12 protein-coding genes are annotated in these 21,505 nt (G+C 43.1%); 11 read left to right on the plus strand and 1 reads right to left on the minus strand.

The annotated features are described in order from the left end of the window. Window positions 1–47 precede the first annotated feature (47 nt). Window positions 48–3,596 (plus strand): autotransporter assembly complex protein TamA, encoded by a 3,549-nt coding sequence (locus JMW64_RS04590; protein ID WP_201553590.1) that lies wholly within the window; start codon window positions 48–50, stop codon window positions 3,594–3,596. Between the two features lie 165 nt (window positions 3,597–3,761). Then, entirely contained in the window at window positions 3,762–8,756 is a 4,995-nt protein-coding gene (locus JMW64_RS04595; RefSeq protein WP_201553591.1) for a translocation/assembly module TamB domain-containing protein, read from the plus strand. Window positions 8,757–9,003: 247 nt separating this feature from the next. Here the strand turns inward: JMW64_RS04595 and hemP are convergent, their stop codons facing one another. Next, on the minus strand, window positions 9,004–9,162 hold the full coding sequence (gene hemP / locus JMW64_RS04600; RefSeq protein ID WP_227672156.1) for a hemin uptake protein HemP: 159 nt from the start codon (window positions 9,160–9,162) through the stop codon (window positions 9,004–9,006). A 296-nt stretch (window positions 9,163–9,458) separates the two neighbouring features. Here hemP and JMW64_RS04605 point away from each other — a divergent pair, with 296 nt between their 5' ends. The 9 genes from JMW64_RS04605 (at window position 9,459) to JMW64_RS04645 (ending at window position 20,871) form a co-directional block, all read left to right on the plus strand. Beyond that, the gene (locus JMW64_RS04605) at window positions 9,459–10,562 is read left to right on the plus strand and encodes an NUDIX domain-containing protein (RefSeq protein WP_201553592.1); all 1,104 of its coding nucleotides are present in this window, start codon (window positions 9,459–9,461) and stop codon (window positions 10,560–10,562) included. A 438-nt stretch (window positions 10,563–11,000) separates the two neighbouring features. Beyond that, the gene (locus JMW64_RS04610) at window positions 11,001–12,245 is read left to right on the plus strand and encodes a lipocalin family protein (RefSeq protein ID WP_201553593.1); all 1,245 of its coding nucleotides are present in this window, start codon (window positions 11,001–11,003) and stop codon (window positions 12,243–12,245) included. A gap of 339 nt (window positions 12,246–12,584) precedes the next feature. After that, window positions 12,585–14,030 carry a glyceraldehyde-3-phosphate dehydrogenase gene (locus tag JMW64_RS04615; RefSeq protein WP_201553594.1) on the plus strand — a complete coding sequence of 482 codons (1,446 nt, stop codon included), beginning with the start codon at window positions 12,585–12,587 and terminating at the stop codon, window positions 14,028–14,030. A gap of 285 nt (window positions 14,031–14,315) precedes the next feature. Then, window positions 14,316–15,533: an Obg family GTPase CgtA gene (cgtA, locus tag JMW64_RS04620; RefSeq protein ID WP_055124422.1), complete on the plus strand. Its 1,218-nt coding sequence runs from the start codon at window positions 14,316–14,318 to the stop codon at window positions 15,531–15,533. A gap of 79 nt (window positions 15,534–15,612) precedes the next feature. Next, window positions 15,613–16,785: a glutamate 5-kinase gene (gene proB / locus JMW64_RS04625; RefSeq protein ID WP_045445028.1), complete on the plus strand. Its 1,173-nt coding sequence runs from the start codon at window positions 15,613–15,615 to the stop codon at window positions 16,783–16,785. Window positions 16,786–17,078: 293 nt separating this feature from the next. Next, on the plus strand, window positions 17,079–18,215 hold the full coding sequence (gene hemE / locus JMW64_RS04630) for a uroporphyrinogen decarboxylase (protein WP_201553595.1): 1,137 nt from the start codon (window positions 17,079–17,081) through the stop codon (window positions 18,213–18,215). Window positions 18,216–18,325: 110 nt separating this feature from the next. After that, window positions 18,326–19,393 carry an N-acetyl-gamma-glutamyl-phosphate reductase gene (gene argC / locus JMW64_RS04635; protein WP_201553596.1) on the plus strand — a complete coding sequence of 356 codons (1,068 nt, stop codon included), beginning with the start codon at window positions 18,326–18,328 and terminating at the stop codon, window positions 19,391–19,393. Window positions 19,394–19,494: 101 nt separating this feature from the next. Beyond that, window positions 19,495–20,361, plus strand: coding sequence for a hypothetical protein (locus tag JMW64_RS04640; RefSeq protein WP_201553597.1), 867 nt, complete (start codon window positions 19,495–19,497; stop codon window positions 20,359–20,361). A 102-nt stretch (window positions 20,362–20,463) separates the two neighbouring features. Further along, window positions 20,464–20,871, plus strand: coding sequence for an ATP-dependent Clp protease adaptor ClpS (locus JMW64_RS04645; protein WP_087814601.1), 408 nt, complete (start codon window positions 20,464–20,466; stop codon window positions 20,869–20,871). The last annotated feature ends 634 nt before the right edge of the window (window positions 20,872–21,505 follow it).

Below are 21,505 nucleotides of genomic sequence, written 5' to 3' on the forward strand. Positions count from 1 at the left end.
TGTTATCGTTCATAATATTGTGCCGCGTGAGGTGATAGGAAATACACATGAAACACCAGCCTTCAACGCTCGCGCGCAATGTATCGATGATGCAGTGTGATACGGATAATGTTCGAGAGGATATTAAAATTCAAGATTTTCAGAGTAACCGTTTTCAAAAAACACGTCGTTCAGCAGCTGTGACAACTCATGGCAATGCGCCGCGCATTTATTTTACGCGTTCAGCACTTTTCACTGCGCTAGCGACCAGCCTAGTGGGTTTCGGTATGGCACCTGCTGCATTGGCTGATACCACAAATAATGTCAGTTCTCCTAAACCACCTACGAGCAATCAAATAGCTGTCGATCAATCAAACAATCAACCAACCAATACTCAATCGACCACACTGTCAGATGATGATACTCAGCTCGATATCGCTTTGGATGCATTGCGCCTAAAAAAGGCAGTAGAGCAGGGCATTATCGATCAGTCAGTATTGGATGAGTACAGCGAACAAAGCCTAGGCATTAAGAAGTCTGATGCTCAAGATAAAAGCGCTAAAAAACCAGCTGCTCAGCCTCAGAGTACGGCTAATGCTCAGGCAAATGCCATGGATAATATGGCTGGCGCAAATGATGCTCAGCTCGATCTTTCCAATAACGCCAATGATGACTTGTTGCAACAAGCCGCAGCGATACAGCAGCAGGGTTATCAGATGATGACGCCCGAGGAGATTGATCGTGAGCTAGCTGCGATGGACATGCAGAATACCCAAGATATTGATGACATCAATAATAGTACCAACGTTAATAACAATAACAATAATAATGATATCAGCAATAACGATCGCGATTTTGATGCGCCAATTGCTACATTAGATGATGCAACTCCGCCTATTGGTTTAGATGTGGATTTGGATGCAACCAATCTGCCAACTCCTAACAACCTTGAGACATTGGGTAGGAATGAGAGCGCCGCTGAACGCGCACAGACGGCTGAAGTTATGTCGCGTCCGATCGATGTTAGCGACTCTGTCAGTAGTGGGCGCGTGGATGGAACCGGTACTTTCGATAATGAGATTGTCGCCAATGCCAGTGATGAGACCAATGAAGATGGTACAACGTCAGATATCATCAATCCTGATGACTACTTGCCAGACTATCAAGCAGACTCTCAGGGAATAAACCAGAGTATCGAACAAGCCAGTAAGCCCAAGCCAATGGCACGTAATAAAGGCAATATCGTGAAACGCCTTTATAATCGTTTATTCAATGCAGGTGTGATGGCATTACCACATGTAGATACTACAATTTATCTACGGCAGGCGACCGCTGAAGGTGCTGTCGATGGTAAGCCAAAGCTCACCAAAGCGGATAATGACGTTCAGCCCATGAAAAACATCAAGGCTGCCCTTGATGATACGACGGTTCAGTCAGTTACCGACTTTACGGCCGCCTTGCCACGCCTACGCCAAACAGCATTAGAGGCAGCCCAAGCAGTGGGTTACTATGATATTACGTTACGCCTACGTCAGCGCAATGCTGACACGATCGATGTCATTATCGAAGAGCTGGGCGAGCCGGTACGTGTGGACAGCCGTATTGTTGAGATTCGCGGTGAAGGCAGTGAACAACCAGAATATATAGCACTTGAAAAAGACTTGCCGCCACAAGTGGATGATATCTTCAATCACCGTGTTTATAAAGATAGCAAGGCGGCCCTTGAGTCGCTGAGTAATACTTATGGCTATTTTGATCAATATTGGCTCAACAAATCCGTTGATATTATCTTGCCAGATAATACAGCAGATGTGTCGCTGGTCTACAACACTGGTGATCGTTATGAGTTTGATGACGTTGTGTTTTTTACATACGATGAAGAAACCAATACCTTAACCCAAGATCCTGACAAGCTACCTGTTGAGTTGTCACTATTACAACAGTTGTTTGACTTTAAGCCCGGTGATCCTTTTTATCGACCAGCGGTGACCGAGTTTAGCAATGACTTATCAGCGACTCGTTATTTTAATACGGTTAACGTTGAGTCGATATTGCCGCCAGATGAACGCAGTGAAGCCAGTACTTTGGCTTTTGATAACACACCTACCAATAATAGCGGCACACTCGACGACGATATTAATAGTGATGGCGCCTTAGACATTGCGGGCAATAATGGTGCTGAAAGTTCAGCTGCTTCTAATAGTAGCCGTGTTAATAAAGACAATAACGCTGATGATGGTGATGAAAATAACGCAGAGAGTGAGGGCAATACGACTGCCAATAGCGGTGAAACAGTCAATCCCGCCGACATTGCGGCGATCGATTTTGAAGCTGATGCAGCAACACTTGATAAGCTACAAGCTATCAAACAAAAAGCAGAGCGCTTGAGCCGCTTACCAAATGACCGTGTATTGGATGAAAAAGACCAAGAAGCGGACAATATTTTGGGTAAAATAAGCGACGGCATCAGTAATATTGCGCAAAAAATATTCCCTGATGAAGAAAGCTTAATCACTGATGAAAACTTTGTACCACCAACGCTGGCTGGTCGAAAAACGCCGCGACAAGTGGCAGAAAGTAAAAAAGTACCGTTGTATGTTTTTGTCTCTTCAAGTAAGCCGCGCGATGCCCAAGTAGGTCTTGGTTACGGCACAGATACGGGTGTGCGAGCGACGGCAAAAATAGACTATAATTTGCTCAATCGTAAAGGCTATCAAGCTGGTGCAGAGACCGAAGTTTCCAGAATTACTAAAAACGTCGCTGTTTATGCCAGTCGACCTTGGAAACATCCACTTAACGATAAATTAGATGCGCGTCTTACCTATGAAGAAGAGGTCATCGACCAAGGTGAAGGCAACTTCGACTTATCTACTACGACGCTAAAAGCAGCATTGGCGCGTAATATTCGCCGTGACAGTGGCTGGAATCGCAGCTACTCTGTGAATTACCGTTTAGATGAGCTAGAGACTGGGGTCGATGAAACAGAGTTGGACGATCTACCTATTCGCTTTACTTCCTCTAAGCCTAAGCAGCAAGCGCTGCTATTTGGTTATGGTATGAACAAAACCGACGTAGACAGCGTGACCAATCCGACTCGCGGTATGCGTCAGTATTACTCGCTTGAAGCAGGGGCTGATAAAGCCCTTAGCGACACTAATATGGCAATCATTCGCGCGGGTGTCAGCGGCATTTATAGTTTTGGCGATGAGCAAAAGCATCAAGTGCTGGGCAGTCTGAATACAGGCTACATCTGGGCAGATGATTTTTATGATGTGCCTTATAAATTACGCTTCTTTGCGGGTGGTGACCAAAGTATTCGTGGTTATGACTATGAGAGCTTGTCACCGCTCGACAAGGGCTATTTGACTGGTGGGCAAGTGCTTGCGGTTGGTAGTGCAGAGTATAATTATGAATTTAAACCAGGATTCCGCGGGGCATTCTTCACTGATGTGGGTAATGCTTACGACAAAAACTTCGAGACTGAGACAAAGGTCGGCGTCGGTGTTGGTATCCGCTGGGCATCGCCAGTCGGTGTGGTACGAGTTGATGTGGCGGCTGGCGTAACAGAAGAAAGCATACCCGTTAGGCTGCATTTCTTTATTGGCTCGCCTTTATAGCCATGTAATCCAGTAGTGACATCATTTAGCGCGTATTTAACATTATTAAGTCGTCTCAGTTAGTGAAGTTGAGACAGGTTCAACACGCGCTATTAGCAATATCCGTTGTATTCCTTATTTATCGTGCCGATTGCCGGTGACCATTCTTTAACGTAGTTGAGTGTCATGCTGACAAAAAATACCCCGCCTAATAATTCCCCAGATGAAGATCCAGCACAGCGCGATGCTCGTGCCGTCAGACGTTGGTATCCGCTGTCATTTTTGCTCAAATTACTGGTGCTTATTTTAATTGTGCTGGCCATCATGTTTGCTGTGTTTTTTTACGCAATGGGTACAGAGTCGGGTACGAAGTTTATATTAGAGAAAGTCAGTGCTGAGACGGGCATTGATTTTAAATATGGTCGCGGTAATTTACGTGATGGAATCTGGGTCACTGATATCGATATCAAGGCGACTGAAGACCTTGAAGTATTGGTTGATAAAGCTTACGTCAAGATAGGCTGGCGTGCCATATTTGCCAAAGAAGTGCATCTGCGTGATGCAGACATACAAACCATTGAGATTATCAATAACAAGCCACCAACGGGTGAGCCGTTCGATTATAAAACGTTACAGCTACCAGTGAACTTACGCTTTGATCACGCTAAAATAAAAAATATTACTTATAAACAAGTGACCAAAGAGCCCATTGTTGTGCAGGATATTGTTGCCCGTGATTTAACATGGGTCGGTAGCACGGTAACGGTTGGTCGCGGCGATTTACAATATGCTGATATCGTCAAAATCAGTGCCTTACAAGGTGAAATTGATTTACAAGGCGACTATCCGCTAGATTTAAGCGCGATTGCAGAAGTCAGTGCGCTAGAAAAAGCCTATGTTGACCCATTGAATATCACGGCAACAGGGACGCTAAAACGTACGGTTGGTAAGGTTCGTAGTCGCTACAATGACAGCGATGTGAGCGGTGATTTTGTTGTCCAAGGATTGGATCAGGATTCGCCATTTCAGGCAAAATTGCAATGGGATGATATTTTGATCCCTTATGCTGAAAGCCAAAAAATTCGTTTAAAAAGTGGTACTGCTACCGCGACAGGGGTTATCTCTGAAATACGTCTGCGTATCAATACTGAGCTGACGGCTAAAGACATTCCGTCTGGTCACTATCAAGGTCGCGCCGTTATTGCAAACAGTCAGATGCGTATTGATCGCTTAGATGCTCAGGTGCCAGCTGGAAATTTAATTCTGCAAGGTATTTTAGATTGGCAAGACAGTTTTGATGCAAAAGTACGAGCGACAGGTAGCAATTTTGATATTCGCCGCGTTATTCCTAATGACTATGCTGATTTCAAAGCATATGCACCGCAAAAGCTGAATGGTCGATTGTCACTACATTATCAGCAGCAAAACAGCGCTGGTAGCATAGCGCTTGATGCAGATTTGCGTCAACGTGATGGCGAGCATGTGAATGCTAATATCGTCCAAGGCAAAACGTCAGCGAAGTCGACACAGGTAGCGCCTTGGTATATCGATGCCAAATGGCAAAACCTAATCCGCCGCGATGTACCTAATATCGGTAATATTGATAGTCCGCGTGGACAGGCGGATGTCATCATTCGTGGCTCACGGTTATCAGTAGATGCCAATGCGGTCATTAATGAATTGAATGCCGCTCCTAAAGGCAACTATGACGTGAGCGTGCGCAAAGCTGGGGATGTCATCGACATCAATCGCCTGAACTATAAAGGGGTCGTGGGCGACTTATCAGGTACTGGGCAGATTCAATTGGCAAATAAAAAGCGTCCGCTCACATGGCAGATAGATGCGCGTACCAATGGATTATTACCCAAACAGTATCGCAGTGATTTGCCGCTTGAGCGCCTAACAGGTAGTGTCAGCGCGCGTGGTCGTTTATTGACTATTACTAAAGGTGGCGTTAGTGGTCAGCGTCATATTATTACCTTAAACAAGACCGACTTGCAGGCGCAACTTGATGCGACTCAAGATGGCCGTGCTATTGGCATAACGGGTGCGGGTGATGCCAAAATCGATATCGTTGGTGGCGAGCTATCTATGTTCGATGCGCGCTTCAATGGTCAAGTCGATACTGCAGATGTACCAAAAGGACGCCTATCTATTGATGCGGCTGGCACGCCAAAGTTTATCAGTATTCGTAAGCTCAATTACAATGGTGAAGCGGGCGCAGTGAATGCCAAGGGCGTCATCGATTTGCGTAAAAATATCGGCTGGACGATAGATGGTCGCTTCGATAAGTTTAATTTGGGTTATTTCTTGCCCAATAATCCAGCGATTATCACAGGTGATCTAAAAACCAGTGGCGAGTGGCAAACTGCGCCTAAGAATAGTAAAAATGCCGCAGGCAAACTGCAACGTTTTGCGGTGAATTTCGATGGAGTGCTAGATGCTGAGCAACTGCCAGCGGGCAAGCTAACCATTGATGCCAGTGGCGATGACCAGCTGATTCGTATCAAGCGTTTCCGTCATGTGGGCGCGGCAGGCAGTATTGATGCCAAAGGGACGGTTGATGTACGTCAAGGCATTGCGTGGGATATTGACGCAGTGATGGATCGTTTTAATATTGGTTATTTCCTCAAAGATACTCCAAGCCTCATCACCGGCACTATCGATACGGATGGGCGCTGGAGTGACTCGCAGCAAATCATTAATATCAAAAAAATTGATTTAAGAGGTATGCTAAAGGGTCAACCGCTTAGTGCCAAAGGTAGCTTAGCAGCGAAGATGCGTCTGCCAAAAGATTTGGCAAGCTATTTCAAGCGTCTACAAACGCAAGATGCACAGGCGCAATATAAGCAAGTAAATGCCTTGATAGACAGCTTAAACGCGGATAATTTAGTGCTACGTTGGGGTGATAACTATGTCACTGCTAATGGCAATGCTAAGCAATTACAAACCAAAATTAATATCACCAGTCTGGATCAGTTGTCAGATAAATTGGCTGGCAAAGTCACTGGCGGTGCGACCTTATCACAGCCAGTAGGACAAGCGCTGCCAACTATTTATATCGATTTGGTTGGTGAGCGAATTGCGCTGCCAGGCTTTATTTTGCGCCAAGGTCGCGTGCGCGGTAAGCTGGTAAATTTGGCAAACAGCCCAAGTCAGCTGATTATCACCGCTGAAGGTTTAGATGCAGCTGGACAGAGTTTTAAAAGCGTTAAAGCAACATTTAATGGTACTGAGCAGGCGCATGTGGTCAATCTTGACGTTGCCAATGAGCAGCTTACGATTGGCGCAAGGCTTAAAGGCGGCTTCAATCGGGATAAACTGAGCTGGTCTGGCGTCATCGGTAAGGGCCGTGTTCAATCTAAATATGCGACCTTAAATCAGTTACAGCCAGCGCAGTTAATTGTTGATTTACCCAACAATCAAAATGGCAATAATAACGATTTAAAAGTACAGTTGGCAGCGCATTGCTGGCAAGCCACCGATCAAACGGGCAAGGTATGCTTACGTGAAAACTTAATCGCGTCACCTGATAAAGGTGAGGTGAATATTGCCTTACAAAATCTAGATACGTCATTACTATCGGTCTTTTTACCCAAAGATATTGACTGGCATGGCAAAATTAATGGTAAGGCGATTGTTGGCTGGCAACGTGGTCGTCCACCGACTATTAATACCACACTGTATTCAGACAACGGCAAAATCGGCTTGATTCAAGATGGTGATAGTTTACCCGTCACTCTGCCTTATAAGCGGGTCTCATTGATTGCACTGTCCGTCCCTGAGGGCATCAAACTACGTACCGATATTAATACTGGTGGCGGTGCGCGTGGCTATGCTGAAGTGGTCGTTGATCCTTATAAGACGCCTAAGCCAATTTCGGGCGCTTTGGTATTGAATGAGCTCAACCTTGCGATATTCAAGCCTTTCTTCCCAGGTATGCGAGTGCTAGAGGGCAATGTCACGATGGCAGGAGGATTGGGCGGTACATTGGATAAGCCGCAATTCTATGGCGATGTGAAACTTGCTAATGGCCGTATTGCGATGCTTGATTTGCCCATTAATTTAACCAATGTAAATACTGACGCCAAAATTCGTGGTACTCAAGCGACTATTGATGGAACCTTTAGCAGTGGTACGGGTAAAGGGGTTTTGACTGGTACCGTTAATTGGCAACAAAAACTCCAAGCCAAGCTTAGCGTCAGCGGCGAGCGTTTGGTGATTACTCAGCCACCATTGTTAGTGGCAGAAATCAATCCTGATATTGATATCATCGTGCGTCCAAGCGATCGTTATGTCGATATTAAAGGGGCGGTCAGCGTACCGTCAGCGACCATTCGGCCGCCAGAAGCCAGCGAAGATATCATTACTCAAACCGAGGATGCTGTGGTTCTTGATCGTCGTCTCATTGGTAATATTGACGAGGTATTGGCAATATCGAAACCTTGGTCAATCAATGCGGATATCGGTGTCGACTTGGGTGATGATATCAACTTCCGTGGTTTTGGTGCCGTTATTCCTTTAGCTGGTGCGATTAATATCACTCAAAATGGCACGGGTGTCATGCGTGCGAAAGGGGTGGTGCAAGTATCACGTCGTACCAATATCAACGCTTTTGGTCAGAATCTAGAGCTTAACTACGGACAAGTGCGCTTCAACGGTGATGTGATGAAACCTAACCTCAGTATTGAGGCGGTTAAAACGATCAGTGGCAAAACGGTAGGTGTACGTGTCAAAGGCAATACAGAAAGTCCCAATATTATTGTCTTTAATAATGCAGGCTTGACCCAGCAGCAGGCGATGAATGCTTTGGTGACAGGTCGAATTAATAACAAGGGCGCCACCCAAATCAGTGAGCAAGGCTTTAAATCGCAAGTGACGAATAACCTAGCCGCCGCGGGCTTAAGCTTTGGACTGAGTGGCACGCGCAATCTAACCAATCAGATCGGTCAGATTTTTGGTTTTCAGAGTTTGACCGTTGATGCCTCAGGCAGTAGTGAAGACACCAACGTCAACGTCACCGGTTATGTGACGCCTGACTTGTATATACGCTACGGAGTAGGGGTGTTTAATGCTCAAAATAGCTTATCCATTCGTTATCAGTTAACTCGACGTATTTATGTAGAGGCAACCTCAGCGGCAGAAAACGCGGTGGATGTGGTTTACAGCTGGCAGTTCTAAATCGCATTGTTTTATGCAATAAAAAACGCCTTTGAATGAAGGCGTTTTTTTATAGGTAGGCCAGGGCGTGTCCTCAATTCAATCGATAGTCATCTAAATGGGTTGAAAATGGCTAAATCTTGCCAAACGGCATCAAATATCTGACTAATATCTCGATATTATCGGCGCTATTTTCCTTGTTTGATTGCAATTTATCTCATTTTTAGAATGAGGACATGCCTTAATATTGATGATGAATGATATTAATCTATTTGGTCAGGATTAAGCGATTATTACGTGTCAAACGTAGTCGATACTCTTCACCCTCATGCTCAATACGCACTTCTTTAGTGAGTGCAAATAAGTGTTGTGATTGCAAAGTTGGTAAACGGTTTTCACGGCAATTCAAGTAACGAGAGATAACCATGCTCATAGTAAATTCCTTTTGATAAAAAATGGCTGAATAGTAATGGCGATACAGTAACTATCTTTAACGATAATAATTATCATTTACATTGGAAGATTTTGCAAGGTAATTGATAAAATAAAATGCAGTCATTGTGTAAACTTATCTAAAACAATTTCCGAAAATGAGATTTAAATAAATAAAAATTAGCTAATTATTGTTATAAATCAATAGGTTGGTTTTAGATCGACTTGGTTTTTTGAAGGTATAAACTAATCAAATAGCACTTTAAAAAAACAGTAATAAAGGAGACGCCGATGCCAAATGAAGCAGACAACCACGTTGATAGCTCATTTAACAGCGAAAAAGTACTTATCGTAAACGTGGCAGTTGCGGTCATTCATCATAAAGCCCAATATTTACTTGGATTTAGAAACGCCGCCCAGCATCAAGGCAATCGCTATGAATTTGTAGGTGGCAAAATAGAAGCCAATGAAAACGCCGAGCAGGCGTTAATTCGGGAAGTTGCTGAAGAGACAGGCATTGAAATTTGTGACAATACGATGGTCAAGCTTGGACGTCTGCATCATGATTATGGTGATAAACAGATCAGTTTACAGATTTATAAGGTTGAGCTGACTGCGCAGCAGTATGAGCAGCATAAGCATCGCCAATATGGGCTAGAAGGTCAGGCGCTAACGTGGGTAAATAAGGCAGATTTATTAGCAGGAAAGTATCATTTACCGGCTGCTAACCAGACGATCCTCGAATGGCTCAGTGTGCCAACAACGATAGCAATTACCTATCCATTGACGCATTTTGATGCCTCACCTGATCCAATGGCCGCATGGCTGACTTTTCATCAAAACAAGCTAACAGCCAATGCTTGGGTATATATTCGAATAAAGGCAGCTGGCTCAGAAAGTATAGCAGCGCAGTTGATGCATATGCGTCCAGATATTAAGGCGATTGTCCCTTGTGATGTCAATGGGCAGACCCTAACCACTGAAGCGCTGCTAGCAATGAAAGATACAACCACTGCCAATTCAATCGTTGCCAATCAGCTGTCTCATACCGCATTGTTGCAATGGTCGGAGGATACACAAGATAGAGTGCTGTCTAAAAATTATCCGTTAATAGTCAGTTGTCATGATGCTGCCAGTATTGATGCTGCTAATAAACTGGCTCATGCTCGGTTACAGCAGCAATTACCGCCCGTCATTGGCGCCTTTTTGTCTCCTGTACTAGTCACCCATACACATCCTGACACTGTGCCACTTGGTTGGGAATCATGGTCAGCATTGGCACAATTGGCTGATATGCCGATTATCGGTTTGGGTGGTTTATCACCTGTGATAATACATCAAGTATCAGAGCATGGTGGTATCAGTGTTGCTGGTATTCGACAGTTCTTTGAATAGTAAAAAACTAATAGAGGGAGTGTTGGCACCAATGCTGATCAGTTCTGAACCAGAATTGCCATTAATTGGCATCTATCAGTGCAAATAATTGATTTTTAATATATTTATCCAATCAGTAACTATGTGTTTACTCGGTATTTATTCTGCTGCATAAACGCATAGTTACTTACAAACCGTTGCTTTTTCCTACATTGCGACACTGTTTTAATAGCTGAGCTGCCATTAATATATATCACCTAAACAAAGAGTACTTACTCTATATTCTTATAAGCGAATTGCTTATCAACATATCTCTTAACTGCTCTCATAATATTTAGTTCTTGCAGCGCCAGCTTTTACATTCTATATTTTTAAAAGTTGAAGACGCACAGAAGATGAGAGTACATATAGGGCATATAAGAAGAATAGTTAACAGTCACTATCAATAATGGTACCTCTATGAAAACCAATAAGTTACCTCAATCAGCATGGTCTGATACAAAGGAAGCTGGTTCTCAATCTAAGCAGACTACCCAGTCGCGCCACTATCATCTGAATGAGGATAGTACACGGCAGACAGGTCACGCCAGCAACGATGCTAGCTACAACCATGATAATCTAAATGACCGATATTCTACCCATTTGGCAAAAAAAACGTCTTCGAAAGATCACTATTTTGGATATAAAAGCGCTGATAAGAGCCCACTACGGGCAAAAGAGTCTACTATGACTAACAGCAATAATAACAAAGACGGCGATTCAAAATATAGCGAAAGCAGTAATTTCGTTAGTGATTACTGTACCAAGGATAGTGGTCACTGCACTAACGATTATAAATGGTCACAAGAGTTGAGCGAAAAAGAACCGTTAATATCAGATTTTTTAGGGGATAAGATAAATGGTTCAATAAATTCTCCTGTGCAAAAAGAATCTGGACAGAACCGCCATTCAACGCAAAATACTGATTCATCATCAACCTCTACTTACTCATCATACAAAGAAATACCGGAGCGTATATTTATGAATGGACTTATCAAGCATACGGGTATAGCCCTAGCTATTATCATACCATTAGCCGCATTTTCAGCGTATGCGGCGACGCCACCGGTCAATGCTACAGCTGATATAACTGCTAACGCCACTACGGATAGAACCACCACAGAGACGTTGTCAATTAAGCCAAGCGCCATCATTCATAAGTCTGCAAGTACACCGACCACAGTGGATAGCGTTGATCTAAAAAAGTATACAGGAACATGGTATGAGATAGGTCGTTTGCCCATGTATTTTCAGCGCAATTGTGCCAGTGATGTCACCGCCAATTATACGGAAAAAACCGATGGTTCAGGTATCATAGTCACTAATAAATGCGTACAGAAAGACGGTTCTGGCATTACTTCTGAGGGTATCGCTAAGCCTGTTGATGAGTCAGGCAGTAAGTTAAAGGTCACCTTTTTGCCATCGTGGATTCGTTGGTTGCCAGTTGGTCGTGCCGACTATTGGGTACTAGCACGTGATGCTGATTACAAGACTGCCTTAGTAGGAACGCCTGATAAAAAATATTTATGGTTATTGGCGCGTTCGCCAAACGTCACTCAAGAAACCTATGCCAAATATCGTCAAATCGCTCAACAGCAAGGCTATGACTTAAAAGAATTTAAGTTAACCTCGCAGACCAATCAAACGGTTAGCCTCGTTCCATAACAAGCATCACTTACTAGATACTGGGTTAAATGGTAGTGGTACTTTATCATCCACTATTCGATATTGGCAATAATGAACAATAAGGCAGCATAATTGGCTGCCTTTATTTTCATAATAACCTGCATAACTCAATAAAATGCTTTATAAGCGCTAGCAGATCGGTTATCACTGGCAAAATAGGCCGTTTTAGGCTAAAATCTAGGCGATCTCAATACTCTATATCAATAACTGACACCGATATCGTGCGGTTGCCATACTAGAGTGATTGCGTAGACCACACATAATCTATCTAATCTGTATTCTCTATCATTTACTGATCACACATTACTGACCATAAGGATGTTTCTCGTGAGCAACGCTGATACCTTACGCCAATTACATCAAGACCACTTAAGCAACTACAACAATCAAGAGCAACAAGCGATTGAGCTGATGGGGCTATTGAATAAGCTCTATAATGAGCAAGACGTACAAGTAACCTTGTTCGGTGACACGTTAAATACGACGTCAGTTGGTCAAATATTGGCATTGCATCAAAAAGTAGCCTTGCGTAACCAAGAGGCTAAATCTATTGATATCGCTGACACTTTAGCCATGGTTAAAGCGCTAGCGGCTAATGATAAGCTTCAGTCTGCACAGGTTGATGTTGGTCAATTAATCGCTAATGACAGTGATTTGCAAGCAGCACTTCAAGCCGTTAATAGTGATGACACTACTGTTAATCCGGCGACTGATGTCGTGCTATACGGTTTTGGTCGTATCGGTCGTATCTTAACTCGCCTGCTATTATCACAAGCGTCAAGCGCTAAAGGTATGCAGTTAAAAGCCATCGTCGTCCGTCCTGCGGCAGCGGGCGATTTGGCCAAGCGCGCATCATTGCTAGAGCGTGATTCGATTCATGGTAGCTTTGCTGGTGGCGTGGTGGTTGATGATGAAAACAATGGCTTGATTATCAATGGTCGCTTTGTTCAGGTCATCTACGCTAAAGATCCAAGCGAGATTGATTATACGACTTACGGTATTAATGATGCGTTAGTGATTGACAATACGGGCATTTGGAAAGATGAAGCGGGTCTTGGTAAGCATTTGCAATCGACTGGTGTGAAAAAAGTCCTATTAACAGCCCCAGCTGGCGGTGAGATTAAAAACGTTGTTTATGGTGTAAATAACGATACAGTCGGTGAAGATACCATCGTCAGTGCGGCGAGCTGTACCACCAACGCAATCACCCCAACGTTAAAAGTATTGAACGATGAATACGGTATCGAAAACGGTCACGTTGAAACGATTCACTCATTCACTAACGATCAAAACTTGATTGATAATTATCATAAAGCGGATCGCCGTGGTCGTAGTGCTGTATTAAATATGGTTATTACCAGTACGGGTGCTGCTAAAGCGGTTGGTAAAGCACTGCCAGAGCTTAGTGGTAAACTAACGGGTAATGCCATCCGTGTACCAACGCCAAACGTCAGCTTAGCGATTTTAAACTTGAATCTTAAAACAGCACCAGAAAATGCTGATGCATTAAACGAGTTTATGCGTAAAGTATCTAATAGCAGTCAGTGGCAAACACAGATTGCTTATACAGATTCTACCGAAGCGGTATCGACGGATTTTGTTGGTGATACCCATGTAGGTATCGTTGATGCCCAAGCGACTATTTTGACCGACAATCATGCCATTGTTTATATCTGGTATGACAATGAAGTTGGCTATAGTACGCAAGTATTACGTTTAGCCACACAAATGGCAGGCATCAGTTATACACAGATTCCAGCTTAATACATTTGTACAGCAGTAGTGAGTTTTTAATATTGAGGTACTCTTTATAAGAAAGTATTTCAATAGTCACTTTTAGCATGGACAAATAGATGTGATTTTTTAAGTTAATATATACCGCACCCGATAGTCCAATTGGTTATCGGGTGTTATTGTCATAAATAAAGCAATGATATATAGCAACATAGACGTAAGTCTCCTATTTTTTAAAAGATACCTATAGGCAAAAGAAGCAGTATATGACTGCTATTGAGTCTATAAACTAGAGTGTAAATAAAGGAACGTAAGATGCGATTTATTGATGAAGCCGTCGTAACGGTAAAAGCAGGTGACGGTGGTAACGGAATCGCCAGTTTTCGCCGAGAAAAGTATGTCCCACGTGGTGGACCTGATGGTGGAGATGGTGGCAAGGGCGGAGATATTTACGTCATTGCAGAGGATAACACCAACACCCTAGTGGACTATCGTTATACCCGTCGTCACGATGCTATGCGAGCAGAGAATGGCCACAGTAGAAACTGTTCAGGCAAGGGCTCTGATGATTTGTTTTTACCAGTACCTATCGGTACCACGGTAGTTGATACCGAAACTGACGAAGTGTTGGGTGACTTGATTGAACTTGGTCAGACGTTACTGATTGCCAAAGGTGGTGATGGTGGTTTGGGCAATACCCATTTTAAGAGCTCTACCAACCAAGCACCACGTAAATCGACGTCTGGTTTTGAAGGTGAGTTAAAAGTTCTTAAATTTGAGCTAAAAGTTGTGGCTGATGTTGGCTTGATTGGTTTGCCTAATGCTGGCAAATCTACCTTTATTCGTCAAGTCTCTGCTGCTAGACCAAAAGTTGCTGACTATCCGTTTACCACCCTCGTTCCGAATCTAGGTGTGGTTGATATCGGTCGTCATCGCTCATTTGTGATGGCAGATATTCCAGGTTTGATCGAAGGTGCTTCAGAAGGTGCTGGACTTGGCATTCGTTTCTTAAAACATGTGGCTCGTACTCGTCGTCTGTTACATGTGGTTGATGTAAAACCAATTGATGGCAGCGATCCGGTAGCCAACGCTCGTGTTATCTTGAATGAACTTGAGCGTTTTTCGCCTGAGTTATCCAACTTGCCCCAGATTTTGATATTAAACAAAATTGATCAGGTGCCTGACGAAGAGTTAGATGAGCTTTGTACTCATATTGTCGCTGAGCTTGATTGGACAGGCGATGTATTTCGCACGTCAACCTTAATGGGTGAAGGGACTGATGCAGTTAAATATCATTTAATGAATGAGATTGAACTAGAGCGTGAGCGTGAACTAGAAGATCCTATCTTCGCTGAAGCACAAAGAACCCGTTTTGAGCGCTTAGAAGTAGAAGTGCGTCTAAACACTGAGGCGCAGCGTGAAGCCTATCGTGCGGCTCGTAAAGCGGCTCGCGAAGGTGTAGATTTAAGCGACGACGATGCTGATTTTGACGATGACGACGAAGATGGTGTTGAGGTCATTTATGTTCCTTAAGCTAACAGGCTTGAGCTGATATACTTGAATTTTTTAGATCAATCCCCGTAATCAATTCACATGAGAGACAGGAGTTTATATGGCAGGTGACATAGAAAACACGACCGAAGAAGCAAGGTTTATTAAACAAACTCGCAACTTTGATATTCAGCGCGTTATTGTCAAGATTGGCTCATCGTTGTTAACCAATAACGGTCGAGGGCTGGATCGAACTGCCATATACGAGTGGGCCAAACAGATTGCCAAGCTGCATAAGCAGGGCGTCGAAGTGCTATTGGTATCGTCAGGTGCTGTTGCTGAAGGTGTGGTACGAATGAACCTTGAGGAGCGACCGAAGAAATTAGCAGCACTACAGGCCTGTGCTTCTATTGGTCAAATGGGTTTGATTGAAACGTGGTGGTCAGCATTAATCCAACATGGTATTCAAAGCTCGCAGCTGCTACTGACGCATGATGATTTGTCTAATCGTAGCCGTTATCTCAATACGACGGGCGCGTTGACACAATTACTAGAGTGGCGCGTGCTACCAGTCATCAATGAAAACGACACTATTACCATTGATGAAATTAAATTTGGTGATAATGATACTTTGGGCGCGATGGCGGCGGCGATGGTCAATGCCGATTTATATATCATTTTAACTGATCAAGATGGGGTGTTTACGGACAACCCACGTGACAATCCTAATGCAAAAATGATTCGCCAAGAGCGTGCGATGGCGGATTACTTATTTGATATTGCAGGAGATGGTGGCAAGCTTGGTCGCGGCGGTATGCTGACCAAAATTCGTGCTGGTCGTCTCGCTGCAATGGGTGGCTGTCCAACCGTTATCGTGAGCGGTGCTATCGATGATGTTATCACTCGTGTGGTGTCAGGCGAAGCGGTCGGTACTTTGTTGACCACCAATGATCAAGACAAAATCATTGCACGTAAACAATGGCTTGCCGCACATTTGCGTATGTCAGGCACTCTAATAGTCGATGCAGGCGCAGCAAAAGCTGTAGTTGAGCATCACAAGAGCTTGCTACCGGTCGGCGTTGTGGAAGTACGCGGTGATTTCGATGAAGGTGACGTGGTTGAGGTGGTGCATCAAGATACGGGCGAGCGTTTAGCGGTTGGACAAGTGAACTTCTCATCTCGGGATGCTTGCCGAGTGGCTCGTGAGCGTACTGAGCAGTTTGATAGGATTCTTGGTAATAATGAAGAGCGTGTGGTCATGGTACACCGTGATAATTTAGCGCTGACCATGTAGACCATTTATGGTATTCATCCAATTTCAAATATGAGCACGATATTATTGATTAAAAATTAACGGCAAATGACGCTCTAAAAAACACAAATACTTTTAATGATTATTGTTTTTATGATTGTTAACACGAGAGATATTAACCAATAAATTGTTATTAGCGAATATCTCATTATTTGTGGTTTTTTAGAATAGATTGTCGCTATCTAAACGTTTTAATATTCTTTTATTCAACTTATTTTATCCAGCACCGTATTCATTGATGATCATGAATGCGGTGTTGTTTTGGAGATTTGTACATGAGTGCTTCAGACAATAGTAACTCGATTCAGCAAGAATTTGCGCCTTTAAAGAACGACAGATTGTTACGGGCATTACGCTTTGAATCAATAGACACCACGCCAGTCTGGATGATGCGTCAAGCTGGTCGTTATTTACCAGAATATAAGGCCACTCGTGCAGAGGCGGGCGACTTTATGAGTCTGTGCAAAGATACGGACCGTGCCACTGAAGTCACTTTACAGCCACTACGCCGCTATGATTTAGATGCTGCTATCTTATTTAGTGATATTTTGACCATACCTGACGCTATGGGTCTAGGCTTATACTTTGAGGCGGGCGAAGGTCCTAAGTTTAAATATCCTATTCGTACGCAAGCAGACTTAGATAGATTGCCAGTACTTGAACCCAATGATTCTCTTGATTATGTCATGCGTGCGGTGACGAGCATCCGCAAAGCATTAAATGGTCAAGTGCCGTTATTTGGTTTCTCTGGTAGTCCATGGACATTGGCCACCTACATGATTGAAGGCGGCAGCTCAAAAGACTATCGTTATACTAAAGGCTTTTTGTATAGCAACCCTGATTTTTTGCATCAATTATTAGATAAATTAGCCACTTCTGTCATTGATTATCTAGATGCACAGGTGGTCGCTGGCGCTCAAATCCTACAGATTTTTGATAGTTGGGGCGGGGCGCTTGGCCATCGTCAGTTTATCGATTTTTCTCATGCTTATAATAAGCGTATTGTTGCTGAATTAAAAGTACGCCATCCGCAGATACCAGTGGTATTATTTACCAAAGGCGGTGGGTTATGGTTGGATGTGCAAGCAGATAGTCAAGCTGATGTTTTAGGGTTAGATTGGACGATGCCCATTGATCGTGCACGCCAAGTATTGGCTGAAAGTCAGCGTCAATTGACCAAACAGCATAAAAAACTACAGAGTAGTAAAGCCATTCAAGGCAACTTGGATCCAGCAACATTGTATGGTTCACCTGCGACGATTCGTGCTGAAGTAAATGCAATGCTTGATAGTGCTTATGCAAGCGGCGAAAAAACGGGTTATATAGCAAACTTAGGTCATGGTATTACGCAGTGGGTCAATCCTGACAATGCCAAAGTATTTATCGATGCGGTGCACGATTATAAAATCTAAAGCTGCTAGAATCTAAAAATGACAAAGTTCAGGTATATAAGCGAGCTTTCTATCTAAGATTTGTTTAACAAACACTGATATTTACCAAGTAAAATAAAAAGGAATATCTTATGATTTCAGCAGCGATTGTTGGTGGTACAGGTTATACGGGTATTGAGCTGATTCGCTTGTTATCTGCGCATCCTGAAGTATCTATTGATTTACTAACCTCGCGTAGCGAAGCTGGTACACGAGCTGATGAGATATTTCCAAGCTTACGCGGTATATCAGATATTGTTTTTAGTGACTTGGGCGATGAAACGCTTGCAACGCTGCAAAAGTGTGATGTGGTCTTTTTTGCTACCCCACATGGCGTAGCGATGAAGCAAGCAGAGGCGCTAACGCAAGCTGGTGTGAAAGTCATTGATTTGGCTGCTGATTTTCGTTTGCAGTCGCTGTCCGATTTTGAGCACTGGTATCAACAGTCGCATGCTTGTCCTGAGCTGCTAAAGACAGCTGTTTATGGTTTACCTGAAGTGAATCGCGATAAACTTGCCACTGCTTTAGTCGTCGGTAATCCGGGTTGTTATCCGACCACTGCTATTTTGGGTTTGAAACCAATAATTGATATGCAAAATAAGCAAGCAGAAAGACTGGTGGAATCACGCATCGTTATCGATGCAAAGTCTGGTGTTTCTGGTGCTGGCCGCCAAGCTTCACTTGCGCTTAATTATGCTGAAACTACTGATAACTTTAAAGCTTATAGCGTTGAAGGACATCGTCACCTGCCCGAGATTGAGCAAGGCGTGGCGCAGTTATTAGACAGCCAGTTCACCCATCGCATTCGTTTTTTACCGCATCTTGTGCCGATGATACGTGGCATGCTGAGCTCTATTCATCTTGAGCTGACGGATGCGGGTGCTGCTATTGATTGGCAGCAGATATTTGAAACATGCTATGAATCAGAAGCGTTTATTGATGTCATGCCAAAAGGTATTTATCCAGATACCCGTAGTGTCCGCGCCAGCAACCGTTTACGCATTGCTGTGCATCAAGACAATGAACGGGCTGAATTAACAGTGATTGTCGTACAAGACAATTTGGTAAAAGGCGCTGCAGGACAAGCGATACAAAACATGAATGTCATGTTCGGATTCGATGAAACAATGGGTCTAAACTTTGCACCTATTGTTCCGTAGCAGATGTTTAGCTGTGGTCAAATCATTCACATTTATGGTGCTAGGTATTGATTATAAATTCCGCTATAATATTGCCATTACTGTTAAGAGATATTGTCTAAATGCGTGTCAAGCTTGTACGACGCTTTTGCTCACAGCCCGCACCTTCATCGTGCAAAGACTCTGATTTTTATCATTTAGAGCGTAGTCCGCATTCTCTTAAAACCAATGCTAGTTCAGTAACTAAGGTAGGTGGTACCCAACAAGGGGCATCCACATTGGTGTTGGCTCTCTTTGTCGTTGTCATATTGGTGACTGCCATTGTTGGATTGATATTCGGTCATAAATTAGGATATCAGCGTGGCTTTCATTCTATGCAAACTGAAACCAAGCAAGCGATAATCAATAGCACTGAGGCAACAGAAGCGCTGGAAGATTTACGTCTTAGTCATAAAATAGCGGCCAATCAAGCCGCTACTGCTAAGCAGGAGCTGGCGATTAGCTTGGCAAACATCAAAGAGTTGCGTGAAAACCAGCAAGAATTAACGGTTGAGAATAGACAAGTCTCTCAACTGAATGAATTATATGCTGATGTCCTTCGTGACAAAGGCGGCATGCCTCTACAGGTAATAGCGGCAAAGATTGAGCCATTACCTGAAAATGCCTTCGAATATGGTTTCGATATAGGCATGCTTGCTAGCGATGGCAAAGCCAAACGCCTAAAGCCAACGTTGACGTTGTTCAATGACGATGATTTTGTAGAGGTGCCGCTAGATCCTCCAGTTTATACTATTGAAGGTATCGTTCGTATTCGTGGTCGTTTCATGATGCCATCAGGCTTTAAACCGTTACAAGTCAAACTCAGCTTACAAGCTGGCGGGCAACAAGTGGAGCAGCTCTATGATTGGAAGCTTGGCGACCGAGTGGATAATATGCCGCTATCACTTTTAGATTTACCCGAAGTCGACGAAAGCCCGATTAAGCCTTAATCTATTCATATTTAAGAGCGCTATAATAAGCATTGCATTTGCCAACCTCTGTTAGCGCTCTTTATTCTGTTATAAATATAACCATTAATTTGTATGCCAATTATGATAAAACAAACCCTATTGCAAGCGTTGCCAACTGTTGCTGATTGGCACTTTCCAACCATACCTGCTCATCGTGCACAAGATGGCGATACGGACGGCGAGACCTCGCCACAAGCAGATGTACTGGTAGCAGAGCCAGAAGTGGCTAAGCCGCCTATGTATGCCGTCGTTATGTATAATGATAATTATACGCCGATGGAGTTCGTTGTTTATATTTTACAGTCTGAATTTCGTCATAGTATGGATTCGGCAGTCGAAGTTATGCTGACGATTCATAACAGTAGCAAAGGTATTGCTGGTATCTATCCTAAAGATATCGCTGAGACCAAAGCCAAAAAAGTAAACAGTCTGGCACATCGTGAAGGCTATCCATTATTGACCCAGATTGAGCCACATCAAGGTGAATAAGAAAATAGCGTAAATATGAATTTAAAGTTTTATCTTCTTTTCGTGTTTTTATCTTATTATTTCCAATGGTCTTATCGTTTAGAAACCCTGTCAAGCTCTAAAAACCGCTCATTTTGAGCTTGATAGGTACTCTGTATCCAAGCAGTCACTCATAAATTCCTTATTATAAAAATTTCCTAACCTTGATTTTTCTTTAATATACCCTTATCTATATTAAGTCATCACATCAAACAGCTGTCTAAATTTTATAGAAATTATTGCTGCACTCGTATCATTTTCTAGTCATCCTATTAACTTGAATTTTTCTATAATTTAATCAGCTGATGGCTTAAAAAAGTCATTTGTATCTTTCATTCTCTCATTTATTATTCTATTACCGATTTCTCCTTTATTTGCTCAGCTTTTGAAGCTTTCATACTATTTCGTTACTATAAATATTGATGCGCAGTACGCCTTGATACATTTTAGTCTGTGTTAATAGATTGACTCTTCTTAAGTATCGTGTTGAGATAAAGAAAAGCAAGTATGAGTGATCAAAACGCTTAATTGGTGATAAGTAGATAGCACTGCTACTTGAGTAATACATGGTCAATATCATTTAGCGCTGTCTTTTGATAATACAGATTTAGCCCTT

Origin of the sequence: Psychrobacter immobilis, from assembly GCF_904846065.1 — a bacterium.
Taxonomy (GTDB): Bacteria; Pseudomonadota; Gammaproteobacteria; order Pseudomonadales; family Moraxellaceae; genus Psychrobacter; species Psychrobacter immobilis_H.